The organism is Arthrobacter sp. LjRoot78 (assembly GCF_964254335.1).
GTDB lineage: Bacteria > Actinomycetota > Actinomycetes > Actinomycetales > Micrococcaceae > Arthrobacter.
In genome coordinates, this window is sequence record NZ_CAXUTG020000001.1 from 3,235,588 (window position 1) to 3,248,953 (window position 13,366).

At 64.9% G+C, this 13,366-nt stretch carries 17 protein-coding genes; all 17 read right to left on the reverse strand.

Annotated elements, in window-relative coordinates; all coding sequences use genetic code 11:
• Nucleotides 1–169: 169 nt before the first annotated feature.
• Nucleotides 170–997 carry a type I methionyl aminopeptidase gene (gene map, locus ACSQ1X_RS15005; RefSeq protein WP_436058240.1) on the reverse strand — a complete coding sequence of 276 codons (828 nt, stop codon included), beginning with the start codon at nt 995–997 and terminating at the stop codon, nt 170–172.
• 37 nt (nt 998–1,034) lie between these two features.
• Entirely contained in the window at nt 1,035–1,946 is a 912-nt protein-coding gene (locus ACSQ1X_RS15010) for an NAD-dependent epimerase/dehydratase family protein (protein WP_436058241.1), read from the reverse strand.
• Complete coding sequence (locus ACSQ1X_RS15015; protein ID WP_436058242.1) at nt 1,943–3,721, reverse strand: class I adenylate-forming enzyme family protein; 1,779 nt, start codon at nt 3,719–3,721, stop codon at nt 1,943–1,945. The genes ACSQ1X_RS15010 and ACSQ1X_RS15015 overlap by 4 nt, the downstream gene beginning before the upstream one ends.
• Nucleotides 3,711–4,928 carry a cytochrome P450 gene (locus ACSQ1X_RS15020; protein ID WP_436058243.1) on the reverse strand — a complete coding sequence of 406 codons (1,218 nt, stop codon included), beginning with the start codon at nt 4,926–4,928 and terminating at the stop codon, nt 3,711–3,713. The genes ACSQ1X_RS15015 and ACSQ1X_RS15020 overlap by 11 nt, the downstream gene beginning before the upstream one ends.
• Complete coding sequence (locus ACSQ1X_RS15025) at nt 4,925–5,698, reverse strand: glycosyltransferase family A protein (RefSeq protein ID WP_436058244.1); 774 nt, start codon at nt 5,696–5,698, stop codon at nt 4,925–4,927. Before ACSQ1X_RS15025 ends, ACSQ1X_RS15020 begins: the two co-directional genes overlap by 4 nt.
• Nucleotides 5,699–5,751: 53 nt before the next feature.
• Nucleotides 5,752–6,786: a 3-oxoacyl-ACP synthase III family protein gene (locus ACSQ1X_RS15030; protein WP_436058245.1), complete on the reverse strand. Its 1,035-nt coding sequence runs from the start codon at nt 6,784–6,786 to the stop codon at nt 5,752–5,754.
• A gap of 210 nt (nt 6,787–6,996) precedes the next feature.
• The gene (locus ACSQ1X_RS15035; RefSeq protein ID WP_436059347.1) at nt 6,997–7,566 is read right to left on the reverse strand and encodes an adenylate kinase; all 570 of its coding nucleotides are present in this window, start codon (nt 7,564–7,566) and stop codon (nt 6,997–6,999) included.
• Between the two features lie 5 nt (nt 7,567–7,571).
• Entirely contained in the window at nt 7,572–8,882 is a 1,311-nt protein-coding gene (gene secY / locus ACSQ1X_RS15040) for a preprotein translocase subunit SecY (protein WP_028269572.1), read from the reverse strand.
• A 187-nt stretch (nt 8,883–9,069) separates the two neighbouring features.
• Complete coding sequence (rplO, locus tag ACSQ1X_RS15045; RefSeq protein ID WP_051628706.1) at nt 9,070–9,564, reverse strand: 50S ribosomal protein L15; 495 nt, start codon at nt 9,562–9,564, stop codon at nt 9,070–9,072.
• Nucleotides 9,565–9,771, reverse strand: a complete 207-nt coding sequence (gene rpmD / locus ACSQ1X_RS15050) for a 50S ribosomal protein L30 (RefSeq protein WP_028269574.1) — start codon at nt 9,769–9,771, stop codon at nt 9,565–9,567.
• Nucleotides 9,772–9,774: 3 nt separating this feature from the next.
• Entirely contained in the window at nt 9,775–10,455 is a 681-nt protein-coding gene (rpsE, locus tag ACSQ1X_RS15055) for a 30S ribosomal protein S5 (protein WP_197024890.1), read from the reverse strand.
• A gap of 26 nt (nt 10,456–10,481) precedes the next feature.
• Nucleotides 10,482–10,865 (reverse strand): 50S ribosomal protein L18, encoded by a 384-nt coding sequence (gene rplR, locus ACSQ1X_RS15060; protein ID WP_436058246.1) that lies wholly within the window; start codon nt 10,863–10,865, stop codon nt 10,482–10,484.
• A 2-nt stretch (nt 10,866–10,867) separates the two neighbouring features.
• Nucleotides 10,868–11,404: a 50S ribosomal protein L6 gene (gene rplF, locus ACSQ1X_RS15065; protein ID WP_028269576.1), complete on the reverse strand. Its 537-nt coding sequence runs from the start codon at nt 11,402–11,404 to the stop codon at nt 10,868–10,870.
• Between the two features lie 18 nt (nt 11,405–11,422).
• Complete coding sequence (gene rpsH, locus ACSQ1X_RS15070) at nt 11,423–11,821, reverse strand: 30S ribosomal protein S8 (RefSeq protein ID WP_011692798.1); 399 nt, start codon at nt 11,819–11,821, stop codon at nt 11,423–11,425.
• Between the two features lie 86 nt (nt 11,822–11,907).
• The gene (rplE, locus tag ACSQ1X_RS15075; RefSeq protein ID WP_011692799.1) at nt 11,908–12,489 is read right to left on the reverse strand and encodes a 50S ribosomal protein L5; all 582 of its coding nucleotides are present in this window, start codon (nt 12,487–12,489) and stop codon (nt 11,908–11,910) included.
• Nucleotides 12,489–12,848: a 50S ribosomal protein L24 gene (gene rplX / locus ACSQ1X_RS15080; protein WP_055797140.1), complete on the reverse strand. Its 360-nt coding sequence runs from the start codon at nt 12,846–12,848 to the stop codon at nt 12,489–12,491. Before rplX ends, rplE begins: the two co-directional genes overlap by 1 nt.
• A gap of 3 nt (nt 12,849–12,851) precedes the next feature.
• Nucleotides 12,852–13,220, reverse strand: a complete 369-nt coding sequence (gene rplN / locus ACSQ1X_RS15085; RefSeq protein WP_003803789.1) for a 50S ribosomal protein L14 — start codon at nt 13,218–13,220, stop codon at nt 12,852–12,854.
• Between the last annotated feature and the right edge of the window lie 146 nt (nt 13,221–13,366).

Below are 13,366 nucleotides of genomic sequence, written 5' to 3' on the forward strand. Positions count from 1 at the left end.
CTGGCGCACCCGAAATTCCGGGTGCGCCAGGGATTTTCTGCGTCGCAGGGAACTTTGCGCGTCGCAGGGTAATTTGCCCGTCGCAGGGTAATTTGCGCGTCGCCGGGTAATTTGCGCGTCGCAGGGAACTTTGCGCGTCGCTGCGGTCGCGTCGCCGTGTGCCGGGGGCCTACGGGATCGGGACCGGAACGACGCCCAGCGGCGCAAGCCGCTCCGCACCGCCGTCGGGCGCTGAAAGAACCCAGATGCCCCTTTCATGCACGGCGACTGAGTGCTCCCACTGGCAGGAGCGCTTGCCGTCGGTGGTGACTACGGTCCAGTCGTCCTCGAGCACGGCGGTCTCAATGCTGCCGCGGACCAGCATGGGCTCAATGGCAAGGCACAGTCCCGGGCGGATCTTGGGGCCGCGGTGGCTGGTGCGGTAGTTCAATACGTCAGGCGCCATGTGCATTTCGGACCCGATGCCGTGGCCCACGTAGTCCTCCAGGATGCCCAGCGGCTTGCCGGGGACGGAAGAGACGTAGTCGTCCACCGCATTCCCGATATCGCCCACGAACTTTCCGGTGGCCAGTGCGGCAATGCCACGCCACATGGCTTCCTCGGTGACTTCGGACAACCGGACGTCTTCCGGGTCCGGGGTCCCGACAATCACGGTGCGGGCGGAGTCGGAGTGCCAGCCGTCCACAATGGCGCCGCCGTCAATCGAGATGATGTCGCCGTCGTTCAGCACGCGGCTGCCCGGGATGCCGTGGACGACTTCCTCGTTGACCGAGGTGCAGATGGTGGCCGGGAACCCGTGGTAGCCGAGGAAGTTGGACTTGGCGCCCGCCTCGTCCAGGACTGCGCGGAATACCGCGTCCAGCTGGGCCGTGGTGGCACCGGGGACTGCGGCGGCCACGGCGGCATCCAGCGCGCGGCTCAGGACCAGGCCGGCCTCATGCATGATGCGCATTTGGGCGTTGGTCTTGTATTCAATCCGGGGCTGTCCGAATGCCATTTATACCTCAGTGCTTCGTCTCGCTGGCGGGATGCGTTCATCCCAGGTCTCTGATCCATTCTCCCGCACTTGCGAAGCTGCTCGGGACAGGGTCCACTCCCAGCTCGTCCCGCAGGCGGCGTGTGCAGTAGGTACGCTCGAAGCCGAGCTGGCTAACGGCATAGCGCGTCAGCCGCGGCGGCCTGCGTGTCACGCCGGCCATCGCCTCGAGCGACGCCGCAATCGTCATCGCCGCGCGCATGGGGATAAAGCCGAGTTCGACGTCGGACCGGCCAGTGGCGTCCAGCACTTCCCGCAGGACTCCGCCCAGGGCCACGGGCCGGTGGTCTGCCACGTTGACGGGACCGGTGGCGTCCGAGGTGCAGGCGGCGAGCGCTGCCCGGGCCAGGTTGCCGATGGACGTCAGCTGGTGCAGGACATCGGGACCTCCGACGCTGAGCAACCTGTTATTGTTCACGTTGCTCATGAGGCGGGGCAGGAGGGTCCGGTCGCCCGGGCCGTAGACGCCGTGCGGCCGGAGGATCAGCGCATTGCCGTGCCTCGCTGCCGCTGCCTCCGCAAGGGCCTTTGAACTGGCGTACGCGTTCAGGTACCGGCCCGCCACCGGGTCCTCCGGCCGGTCGACGCACGGCTGCCACCACGGATAGACGCTGGAACTGGAAATGTGGACCAGCCGCGCACGGGGAAAAGTAGCCGCAACGGCCTCGGTCCCGTGTACATTGACGCGGTGGAACAGCTGCGGCGGCCCCCAGTCCGCCACGTGCGCTCCGGAATGCACGACGGCGTCCACTTCCGGCGGGTTGGACAGCGGCCCCGCGCTGAGGTCCCACACCGTTACGCCGGGGAGCCGGCGCCGGCCGTAGCGGACCACCTCCCAGCCGCGTTCCTCGGCAGCTTCGGCAACGGCTCCGCCGACGAAACCGCTGGCCCCGGTCACGGCGATCCTCATGGCGTCCCTCCCGAGGGGCGGGCTCGCGGCGGGGTGCCTACCGGCGGGCTCGCTTCCGGCGGGCGGTCCGCGAACAACGCCCGCAGGGCCACGCGGTCCGGCTTGCGGTGCCGGCCGGACGCCGGCAGCCTGGGCATGACCTCAATCCGGTCGGGCAGGGCCGATTCGTCGATGAGCCGGGGAAGTTCACGGTGGAGGGTCCGCAGCAGCGCCGCCTGATCCTGTCCCTGGTGCGGTTCGACGGCGAGCCACACCGCTTCGTCGCCGATGCCGTCCGGGATGCCGACCATCGCGGCCTGGGCCACGCCGTCGATGCCGGCAATCACCGGCTCATACAGGCCCGGGTAGATGTTGGTCTTGCCCCGGATGATCATGTCCTTCTTGCGCCCCAGCAGGACGAGCCTCGGCGTACCGGACGAGCCGGCCGGGCCGTGGTCCACGCGCACGAGGTCGCCGGTGGCGTGCTCGTCCATGGTGTCCTCGCCGAGGTAACCCAGGCACATGTTGGGCCCGGAGACGATCAGCTCATGGTCCTCAGCCACCCGGAAGCGCACGCCCGGAAGCGGGCCGCCGAGGTAGTCGCCCTCGCCGGAGCCGTCCGCGGTCCGGAATTCCGCGGTGCGTCCGGACGCGAAGTCCAGTTTCTCGTGCCCTTCCGCGATCGCGATGGGCAGGACTTCGGTCATCCCGTAGATGCAATGGAAGCGCACTCCGGGCAGGAGTCCGGCAGCCCGCGCCAGGAACGGGGCCAGCACGGGCGCGGCACCCAGCATCACCGTTTTCAGCGTTTCCGGCCACACCAGCTGTCCTGATTCCACGGCGTCAAGGATCGGCGCCAGCTGCGAGGGCACCAGGAACACGTGGGATGCCGCTTTATGCCCGGGCGAGGAGCCCAGCTCGGCCGCGAACCGCAGCGGATCGATGGTGGCGGACAACCCGTACGACGGCATCGTCCAGTGGGCACCGGCGATCAGGGCCGGCAAGCCCATCATCAGCTGTTCCGAGTGGATGCGGTCACCGGCCGCGAACGTGCAGCGTGTGCTCAGCTGGCCAAAGCCGGCCGCCAGGGTCCCGCGGCTGTGCACCACGCCCTTGGGCTTCCCGGTGGTGCCTGACGTGAAAATGATGACCGCTTCCTGCCCCGGCGCGGCTTCAACCGGCGGGAGACCGTCCGGCCTGCCGCCGTCGTCAGCGCCGCCGTATTGAGCAGCGCCGCTGCGGACGCCGCCGTCGTACTTGCTGTTACGGGAAGCGTTTCGGGACAGGGCACGGATGTTGGTGGACGTGAACGGGACCCCGGGAAGCCAGGGACCGGAGTGGAAGTGCCGGACCTTCATCGCTGCGTAGTCCGGAAGCAGCAGGCCGCGCCGCCGGGCAAGGCGCCGCTGCGGCCCGGGCGCGCTGAGCGCATAAAGCAGCGATTCGGAGGCAGCCCACCGCGGCGATGCGAGCGCCGTCCTGTTCCGGAAAAGTTCGGGACCAACCCCGGGATCGATGAAGACGATGGCCCCGCCGGCCCGGACGGCAGCCAAGGCAAGCGTGAAGGCCGCGGGCCCCGGCCGCACGGAAAACAGCAGGCGCTCCCCCGGACCGAATCCCTCGCGCCGCAGGCCCTCTGCGGTGGATTCAATCCCGGCGGCAAGGTCCCGGTAGCTGATGGTCTTGCCCGGCTTTCCGCTGCGTTTGCCGGGTGCCGTGATGGCCGGGTGGTCCGGGTACTTCGCAGCGGCGTCGTACACAGCGGCGATGAGGTCATCCGGCAGGTCAGTTTGCACGGGTCAGCTCCAGGGACTTGTAGTGCGGAATGAGCACCTTCCGGCTGACGGCCCGCGAGCGGATGCGCCACGCACCGCGGGCGTACTCGTCCAGCAGCACGGTCAATGCGCAGTTGATTTCGGCCATCGCCAGCGGCATACCGATGCAGAAGTGGGCTCCCGCCCCGAACCACAGCTGACGGGCCGCCGGCGGGATCGGCGTTGCCGGGTCGAAAGCGCCCAGGCTCTTGACGGCGTGCACCGTCGACAGCAGGATCCGGTCCCCCGGGCTGATCCGGACTCCGCCCAGCCGCCCGGCCGTTGTGGCCTCACGCAGCATCATCGGCGACGGCGCCGTGTACCGCAGGCCCTCGTTGACGGCGTCCGGGAGGCCGCTGCGGTCTGCTGCCAGCGCGGGCAGCCTGCCGTCGTCGAACAGCATGGCGGCGAGCCGCGGAACGTAGGACACCAGGGTTTCGGTCCCGGCGATCACAAAGGCACTGACAATCCCCACCGCTTCGTCCTCCCCGAGTCCCAGGACTCGGAGGCGGCCCGGAAAAGTGGAGGGGTCGTCGCTGCGGTAGGCGCTCCGTACGGGTCCGGCCAGAATTTCGACGGCGGCCTTCGCCTGTGCGACCTGAGCCGGCGTCAGCCGTGGCCGTCCCAACCGCACCAGCGAGGTGATGGAGGTGCCCAGGGTGAAGAGGTCGCTGTCCGGGAGGCGGCCGGGCGCATCGTCCGGGACACCCAGCAGCCTGCTGATCACTCCACCGGACAGTTCCGTGACAAGCCCAACGAACTCCACCGAGCCGCCATGCTCCAGCCCTGCAGCCAGCCGCTCGTGCAGCCGCTCGCCCGCCGGAGAGACGATGGCTTCAACGGCCCTGGGCGTGAACAGGCCGTTGAGGCGGCGCCGCAGTTCAAGGTGCTCTTCCCCGTGCATGTTCAACAGCGCACGGGGACCCACCACCGGGGTCCACAGCGCGCCGGAGGCCCTGGCGCCGGACTTCGAGTAGCCGGCGTCCATCAGCACTTCCCTGACCAGGGAGGCGTCGCTGACGAGTACCCCCAGCCCGGGCAGCCGAACAACGGGCCGGAGCTTCCCCAGCCCGCGGATCAGCGGGTAGGCCACAGGATGGGCGCCGACGTGGAGCCGCCGCTCCCACGCGGCCAGGGCGCCGGCGGCGGACGACCTTTCGGTCAGCGCGCGTTCCGAAACACCACTCACCGGATGTCCACGTGGTCCGGGCGGAACCGGTGGTCCGCGTACCAGGCGAGGGTGTTGGGCAGGCCCCAGGCCTGAACCCGGCGGGAGGAGCCGAACACCACCACGTTGCGCCGGAGGGCGTAGGAGCGCGTGAGTCTGCGGACCCGGTTGGAAAGCGCACGGTCCTCGTGCAGCTCCTCGATGCTGGTCCGCGGGAAACCGCCCGAGCGCAGATACAGCTCGGCGGTGATGGCCATGTTGCACCCGGGCAGCATCTGGTAGGGGCCAAGGTAGCCTTCCCCCTTGTTTCCCGGGCGGATGCGGCCGAAGAACGACGCGACCTCGACGGCCAGGAGCATCAGCCAGCGGCTGGTCCGAGCCAGGCCTTCATCCAGCCGCGGGTTCAGCTGGCCGGCAATCATCTCCAGGCCGTCGGCGAACGCTTCCATGATGCGCAGTGTCCAGTCGGCGGCCGGGAGGCAGTCCGAGTCGGTGCGCGCCAGCCACCGGGCGCCATTCAGGGCGCCGAAACGCATGCCGGTGTCCGCGGCGGCGCCGGTACCCTTCTGCGGCTCATGGACCAGGCGGATATCCATGGCCGGGTGAAGCCTGGCAAAGTCGGCGACGATTGACCTGGTGGCGTCCGTGGACCCGTTATCCACCACCACGAGCGTGAAGTCTTTGTGAAGCTGGGCCGCTAGCGCCTGCAGTGACTGGCCGATCAGCTTTTCCTCGTTGAGTGCCGGCATCGCGACACACAGCGCCCGCACCGGGGTTTCGTTTCCGGGCACCGGGGGTTGGCCTGCGGGCACCCGATCTGGAACCCGGCCGATCTGCGGTCCCCTCACAACCGCACCACGGCGATGCCCAGGCTCACGCCGCCGGCCAGACCCACCAGCGCCACCAGGTCGCCAGGTCCGCACCGGCCCAGGTCCTGTGCCAGCTTCAGCTGCAGGGGCAGGCTGACCGAGGCCATGTTGCCGTACTCCTCCACGGTCCTGACGAGCATGTCCGGCGGCACGCCTGCCCCTCGGGCGAAGATGTCCCGGTACGGCGCACTCACCTGGTGGACGCACACCACTGCGAAGTCCGTCCATGCCAGGCCCAGCTTCTCCAGGGTCTCGTCCAGGACTCCCCGCCCCAGGTCCAGGAAGGCATCTTTGAGCTTTTCGCCGTCCATGTTGAAATAGGTCGCTTCGAGGTCCCTCGGTGCGACGGAGCCGCCGGTGCCGAGCGTTCCCACGGCCCAGTGGCTGCTCTTCGCGGCGAACCCCGTGCCCAGCACCCGGGACGCGCCGTCGGCGTCGGGGTCTGCCGGTTCCAGCAGCAGCGCGCAGCCGGCGTCGCTCATGGTGTAACCCGGGAAGGCCGCGGCGAAAGTCTCCTGGTCCGGGACGGACCACCGAACGGCCCTGGAGGGCGACTCCCCGCTGACCAGGAGCACGCGCCGGTAACGTCCGGAGCCGATCAGGGCATCGGCTACTTCCAGGCCGTTGAGCAGGCTGTTGCAGGCGTTCTTAATGTCCATCACCGGGCAGCCCATGCCAAGTTTTGCGGCCACCATGTGCCCGGTGGCCGGTTCCACCATGTCCTGGCTGGCCGACGCAAATAGGAGGAGGTCGACGTCGGCGGGCTGGAGTCCGCGGGCCGCCAGCAGTTTCGCAGCGGCTACTGCCGCTAGGTCGGAGGCCTGCTCAGTCGCTGCCATCACAGATCTTGTGCGGATTCCGGTCAGCCGGCCGATCAGGCCCTTCGGGACGCGGAAACCGGGGCTGGCGGCAGCGAGCTGCTGCTCCAGCTGCGCGGTGCCCATCCGGCCTGGCGGCACATAGACTTCGAGGCCGGCGATTTTCGCCGCCCCCGGAAGGGTCTGGTTCATGCAATATCTCCCCACAGACAATGCGTCCGGTGATATCCGGCTCCGGTCCTGGGTGCCTGACGGCGTCACCGGCCCGCGGCGCCAACCCCCAAATCACCCCTCCAAACAAGGAAGGGCGCGTCCCGTACTCGATGGTACGGGACGCGCCCTTCAAGGCACTGGAGGCAAGCCGGATCTGCAGTCAGCCGCGGACCTCCGGCAAATCCCGGATCAGGCTGCCTGTGCTGCCTTGATGGCCTGCATGACGCGGTCGGTGACCTCGTCGATGCCGCCGATGCCGTCAACCTGGGTCAGGATGCCGCGCTCGGCGTACTTGGCCACAACGGCTTCGGTCTGCTCGTGGTAGAGGTCCAGACGGTGGCGGATGACGGCTTCATTGTCGTCGCTCCGGCCGGTCTCCTTGGCGCGGCCCAGGAGGCGGTGCACCAGTTCCTCGTCATCGGCGGTCAGCTGCAGGACGACGTCCAGCTTCTGCTCACCGTTGGCGAGGATCTCATCGAGGTAGTCCACCTGCGCGGTGGTGCGCGGGTAACCGTCCAGCAGGAAGCCGCCGTCGACGTCGTCCTCGCTCAGGCGGTCGCGCACCATCTTGTTGGTGACGCTGTCCGGCACGAAATCGCCGGCATCCATGTACTTCTTGGCCTCGACGCCCAGCGGCGTCTCACCCTTGACGTTGGCGCGGAAGATATCGCCGGTGGAGATCGCAACGACGCCGAGGCGCTCGGAGATCCGATCCGCCTGCGTTCCCTTGCCTGAACCCGGAGGTCCGATAATCAGCATTCTCGTCATCGCAAAAGCCCTTCGTAGTGACGTTGTTGTAGCTGCGCGTCAATCTGCTTGACCGTTTCCAGGCCCACGCCCACCATGATCAGGATCGAGGTTCCACCGAACGGGAAGTTCTGGTTGGCATTGATCAGGACCAAGGCGACCAGCGGGATCAATGCCACGAAGCCCAGGTAGAGGGCGCCGGGCAGGGTGATCCTGGAAAGGACGTACTGCAGATAGTCCGCCGTCGGCTTACCGGCCCGGATACCCGGGATGAAGCCGCCGTACTTCTTCATGTTGTCGGAAACCTCTTCAGGATTGAAAGTGATTGCGACATAGAAGTAGGTGAAGAAAACAATCATGGCGAAATAAAGTGCCATGTAGATGGGGTGGTCACCACGGGTGAGGTTGTTGTTGATCCACTCAACCCACGGTGCCATCTGTTCGCCCTGCTTGGGCTGGTTGAACTGTGAGATCAGGCCCGGCAGGTACAGCATCGAGGATGCAAAGATGACGGGCACGACGCCGGCCATGTTCACTTTGATGGGGATGTACGTGCTCGTGCCGCCCACAGTGCGCCGGCCGATCATTCGCTTGGCGTACTGCACCGGAATGCGGCGCTGGGACTGCTCCACGAAGACCACCAGGGCCACGGTCAGCAGGCCGATGGCCAGGACCATGAAGAAGGTGCCCGGACCCTGTGAGGTCCAGATGGCACCAAGGGAGGTCGGGAAGCTGGCAGCGATCGAGGTGAAGATGAGCAGCGACATGCCGTTACCCACGCCCTTCTCCGTGACGAGCTCGCCCATCCACATGATCAGGCCGGTGCCGGCCGTCAAGGTGATGATGATCAGGATCGTGGTAATGACGCTCGCATCCGGGATGATGTCCAACTGGCAGTTGGGCAGCAACTGGCCGGAACGTGCCAGCGACACCAGCGTCGTGGCGTTCAGCAGGCCCAGTGCGATGGTCAGGTAGCGCGTGTACTGCGTCAGCTTGGATTGCCCCGACGCGCCTTCTTCGTACAGCTCCTGGAAGCGGGGAATGACCACGCGCAGCAGCTGGACGATGATGCTCGCCGTGATGTACGGCATGATGCCCAGGGCGAAGATGGACACCTGTAGCAACGCACCGCCGCTAAACAGATTGACGAGCTGGTAGATCCCGCCCGAGGTCTGACCGCTCTGCAAGCATTGCTGGACATTCTGGTAGTTCACACCAGGCGAGGGGATGAAGGCACCCAAGCGGAAGATTGTGATGATTCCCAGCGTGAACAACAACTTGCGTCGCAGATCAGGCGTGCGAAAGGCCCGGCCAAATGCGCTAAGCAAGCGTCCTCCTGATGTGTAAATAAAGTCGTGTGAGATAGGTCAATAAACCCAACAACCGAGTCTAACGGGTTGATGCGCCGTGCGAATAATCGGTGAGGGTCCAAATGAGAAAAAACTCCCGGTACGCAGGGCCGAAGCCCCGGGTACCGGGAGTTCCTACAACGGGCGTATGCTCCGCCGCCTCTTGTTAGAGGGCGGTGGTGCTTCCGCCTGCTGCTGCAATCTTTTCTGCGGCGCTGGCCGAGAATGCGTGGGCGGTGACGTCAACCTTGACGGTGATGTCGCCGGTGCCCAGCACCTTGACGGGCTGGTTCTTGCGAACGGCACCCTTTTCGACCAGGTTCTCCACGGTGACTGCGCCACCTTCCGGGAACAGCTCGTTGAGCTTGTCCAGGTTTACAACCTGGAACTCAACCCGGAACGGGTTCTTGAAGCCGCGCAGCTTCGGCAGGCGCATGTGCAGCGGCAGCTGGCCGCCGGCAAAGCCAGCCTTGATCTGGTAGCGGGCCTTCGTACCCTTGGTACCGCGACCAGCGGTCTTACCCTTGGAACCTTCACCACGACCAACACGGGTCTTGGCGGTCTTGGCACCCGGGGCGGGACGCAGGTGGTGAACCTTCAGTGCGTTCTGCTTCTCAGCAGCGGCGCCCTGTGCCTTTTCGGCGGTGTTCTTCTCTGCCATTTACTTCGCCTCCTCTACCTTTACCAGGTGCGGAACCGTGTTGAGCATTCCGACGGTCACGGCATCGGCGGTGCGGACAACGGTGTGTCCGATCCGCTTCAGGCCGAGGGACCGAAGGGTGTCGCGCTGGTTCTGCTTGCCGCCAATGGCGGACTTGATCTGAGTGATCTCCAACTGAGTGTCGGAGGGAATCAGGTTCTTAGCCACGACTCAGACACCTGCCTTCTGGTTCATGAGTGCCTTCACCATTGCGGCCGGAGCGATCTCGTCGAGCGGGAGGCCGCGGCGTGCTGCCACTGCTGCCGGCTCTTCGAGGCGCTTCAGTGCATCAACGGTCGCGTGAACGATGTTGATGGCGTTGGAGGAACCGAGCGACTTGGAGAGGATGTCGTGGATGCCCACGCACTCCAGTACTGCACGGACCGGACCACCGGCGATAACACCGGTACCGGCGGAAGCCGGACGCAGCATAACGACGCCTGCAGCGGCTTCACCCTGAACGCGGTGCGGGATGGTGCTGCCGATGCGGGGAACGCGGAAGAAGGACTTCTTGGCCTCTTCAACGCCCTTCGCGATGGCGGCGGGAACTTCCTTGGCCTTGCCGTAGCCGACGCCGACCATACCGTTGCCGTCACCGACGACGACGAGTGCGGTGAAGCTGAAGCGACGACCACCCTTGACGACCTTGGAAACGCGGTTGATGGTTACAACGCGCTCTACGAACTGGCTCTTTTCGGCTTCGCGGCCACCATCGCGGCCACCACGGCCACCACGGTCGCCACGGCCCTGGCCGCGGTCGCCACGCTCGCCACGACGAGCGCCACCACGGCGGTCGTCAGTGGTAGCAGGCGCAGCGGTCTCAGTTGCCGGAGCAGCTACAGCTTCAGTCACCTGAATGTCCTTTTCGTTATTTTCGGTCACAGTGACAGCCCACCTTCACGTGCGCCGTCAGCGACGGCGGCGATCCGGCCGTGGTACTTGTTACCACCGCGGTCGAAGACAACTGCTTCGATACCGGCAGCCTTGGCACGCTCGGCGACGAGCTCGCCAACGCGCTTGGCCTTGGCGGTCTTGTCACCGTCGAATGCACGAAGGTCGGCTTCCAGAGTGGACGCGCTCGCTACGGTCAGGCCCTTGCTGTCATCGACAACCTGGACGAATACGTGGCGTGCGGAACGGTTGACGACCAGACGCGGACGTGCAGCCGTACCGGAGATGCGCTTGCGGATACGAAGCTGGCGGCGGCTGCGCTGGGCAGACTTGCTCTTGTTCGTACGCTTCTTGTTAATTGAGATGGCCATGGTTACTTACCAGCCTTTCCGACCTTGCGGCGGATGACTTCGCCGGCGTAGCGGATGCCCTTGCCCTTATAGGGGTCCGGCTTCCGCAGCTTGCGAATGTTGGCAGCAACCTCGCCGACCTGCTGCTTGGAGATACCTGAAACAGAGAGCTTGGTCGGGGTCTCTACTGCAAAGGTGATGCCGTTCGGTGCCGAGACGTTGACCGGGTGGCTGTAGCCCAGAGCGAACTCCAGGTCAGAACCCTTGGCCTGGACGCGGTAACCGGTACCGACAATCTCAAGCTTCTTCTCGTAGCCTGCGGTGACACCCTGGATCATGTTGGCGATCAGGGTGCGGGTCAGGCCGTGCAGCGAACGTGAGGCGCGCTCGTCGTTCGGGCGGGCGACAGTCAGGGTGCCATCTTCCAGGGTGACCTCGATCGGGCTGGCCACAGTGTGGCTCAGCTCGCCTTTGGAACCCTTGACGCTGACGACAGAGCCGTCAACCTTGACCTCAACGCCGGCAGGAACGGTGATGGGGAGACGTCCAATACGTGACATTATTCTCTTCCTTTCCCGTTACCAGACGTAAGCGAGGACTTCGCCGCCCACGCCCTTCTTGCCGGCCTGCTTGTCAGTCAAGAGGCCGGAAGAGGTGGACAGGATTGCGACACCCAGGCCACCGAGCACGTGCGGCAGGTTGGTGGACTTCGCGTAAACACGGAGTCCCGGCTTGGAAATACGACGAACGCCAGCGATTGAACGCTCGCGGTTCGGACCGAACTTGAGCTCGAGGGTCAGCTTCTTGCCAACCTCAGCGTCTTCTTCTTTCCAGGAGGCGATGTAACCTTCAGCCTTCAGGATGTCGGCAACGCGTGCCTTGAGCTTGCTGTACGGCATAGTCACGGTGTCGTGGTATGCCGAGTTTGCGTTGCGCAGACGCGTAAGCATGTCTGCGACGGGATCTGTCATGGTCATGTTGGGCTCTTGCCCTTCCTCATAACGGTTTCCGCCCTGCCATCCCCGTGGGGACGCGGCAAGGCCGGACCTTCTATGTAGCTAGATTAAGCTTCGGTCTTGAACGGGAAACCAAGCGCCTTGAGCAGCGCGCGGCCTTCGTCGTCGGTCTTGGCAGTGGTCACGACGGTGATGTCCATACCGCGAACGCGGTCGATGGAATCCTGGTCGATCTCGTGGAACATAACCTGCTCGGTCAGACCGAAGGTGTAGTTGCCGTTGCCATCAAACTGCTTGCCGCTGAGGCCCCGGAAGTCACGGATACGCGGCAGTGCCAGCGTTACCAGACGGTCCAGGAATTCCCACATGCGGTCTCCACGCAGAGTTGCGTGTGCACCGATGGGCATGCCTTCGCGCAGCTTGAACTGTGCGATCGACTTGCGGGCCTTGGTTACCTGCGGCTTCTGACCGGTGATCAGGGTGAGATCGCGGACAGCGCCGTCGATCAGCTTGGAGTCCTTGGCGGCATCTCCAACACCCATGTTCACAACGACCTTGACCAGACGGGGAACCTGGTTGACGTTTTCGTACTTGAATTCCTCGATGAGCGTGCTCTTGATGGAATCCGCGTACTTGGTCTTCAGACGAGGAACGATCTTGCTTGCCGGAGTCTCGAGAGTCTCAGTCATTAGATGTCCTTCCCGGAGCTCTTGGCCACGCGTACGCGCACTTCACGCTGCTTGCCGTTGCGCTCAACGGTCTCGGTACGGAAACCGACGCGAGTGGGCTTCTTGGTGGAGGGGTCAACCAGGGCCACGTTGGAGATGTGGATGGAAGCCTCAACGACCTCGATGCCACCGGTCTTGGTGCCGCGCTGCGACTGACCGACCTTGGTGTGCTTGGTTACGCGGTTAATGCCTTCAACCAACACGCGGTTGGTATCCGGGAATACGCGCAGAACCTTGCCCTGCTTGCCCTTGTCGCCGCCGCGCTCAGCCTTGGCGCCAGTGATGACCTGAACGAGGTCACCCTTTTTGATCTTAGCCATGGACTAGAGCACCTCCGGAGCCAGAGAAACGATCTTCATGAACTTCTTGTCACGAAGTTCACGACCAACCGGTCCGAAGATACGGGTACCGCGGGGGTCACCGTCGTTCTTCAGGATCACAGCTGCGTTCTCGTCAAACTTGATGTAGGAACCATCCGCACGGCGGCGTTCCTTCTTGGTACGGACGATGACAGCCTTGACGACATCGCCCTTCTTTACGTTGCCGCCCGGAATTGCGTCCTTGACGGTAGCGACGATGACGTCGCCAATGCCTGCGTAGCGACGGCCAGATCCACCGAGAACGCGAATGGTAAGGATTTCCTTAGCACCCGTGTTGTCGGCGACCTTGAGTCGCGACTCCTGCTGAATCACTATTTACTCCTTGCGTCGCGCTGGTTCTCAGACCGAAAATCTTCCTACGGAATGAGCCTTGCGGAACGGTTGATCGGGGTGTCTCTTGACCTGCCTGGATTTTGCCAGACCAGGCCTAAACTCCCGTGCCAAAAACATTTGCTTCC

What these genes read in the sequence shown, in the direction of transcription:
- map (WP_436058240.1), bottom strand. Translation starts at nt 997, where the DNA reads ATGGCATTCGGACAGCCCCGGATTGAATACAAGACCAACGCCCAAATG.
- ACSQ1X_RS15010 (WP_436058241.1), bottom strand. Translation starts at nt 1,946, where the DNA reads ATGAGGATCGCCGTGACCGGGGCCAGCGGTTTCGTCGGCGGAGCCGTT.
- ACSQ1X_RS15030 (WP_436058245.1), bottom strand. Translation starts at nt 6,786, where the DNA reads ATGAACCAGACCCTTCCGGGGGCGGCGAAAATCGCCGGCCTCGAAGTC.
- ACSQ1X_RS15035 (WP_436059347.1), bottom strand. Translation starts at nt 7,566, where the DNA reads ATGCTGATTATCGGACCTCCGGGTTCAGGCAAGGGAACGCAGGCGGAT.
- rplO (WP_051628706.1), bottom strand. Translation starts at nt 9,564, where the DNA reads ATGGCAGAGAAGAACACCGCCGAAAAGGCACAGGGCGCCGCTGCTGAG.
- rplR (WP_436058246.1), bottom strand. Translation starts at nt 10,865, where the DNA reads ATGGCCATCTCAATTAACAAGAAGCGTACGAACAAGAGCAAGTCTGCC.
- rplF (WP_028269576.1), bottom strand. Translation starts at nt 11,404, where the DNA reads ATGTCACGTATTGGACGTCTCCCCATCACCGTTCCTGCCGGCGTTGAG.
- rpsH (WP_011692798.1), bottom strand. Translation starts at nt 11,821, where the DNA reads ATGACCATGACAGATCCCGTCGCAGACATGCTTACGCGTCTGCGCAAC.
- rplE (WP_011692799.1), bottom strand. Translation starts at nt 12,489, where the DNA reads ATGACTGAGACTCTCGAGACTCCGGCAAGCAAGATCGTTCCTCGTCTG.
- rplX (WP_055797140.1), bottom strand. Translation starts at nt 12,848, where the DNA reads ATGGCTAAGATCAAAAAGGGTGACCTCGTTCAGGTCATCACTGGCGCC.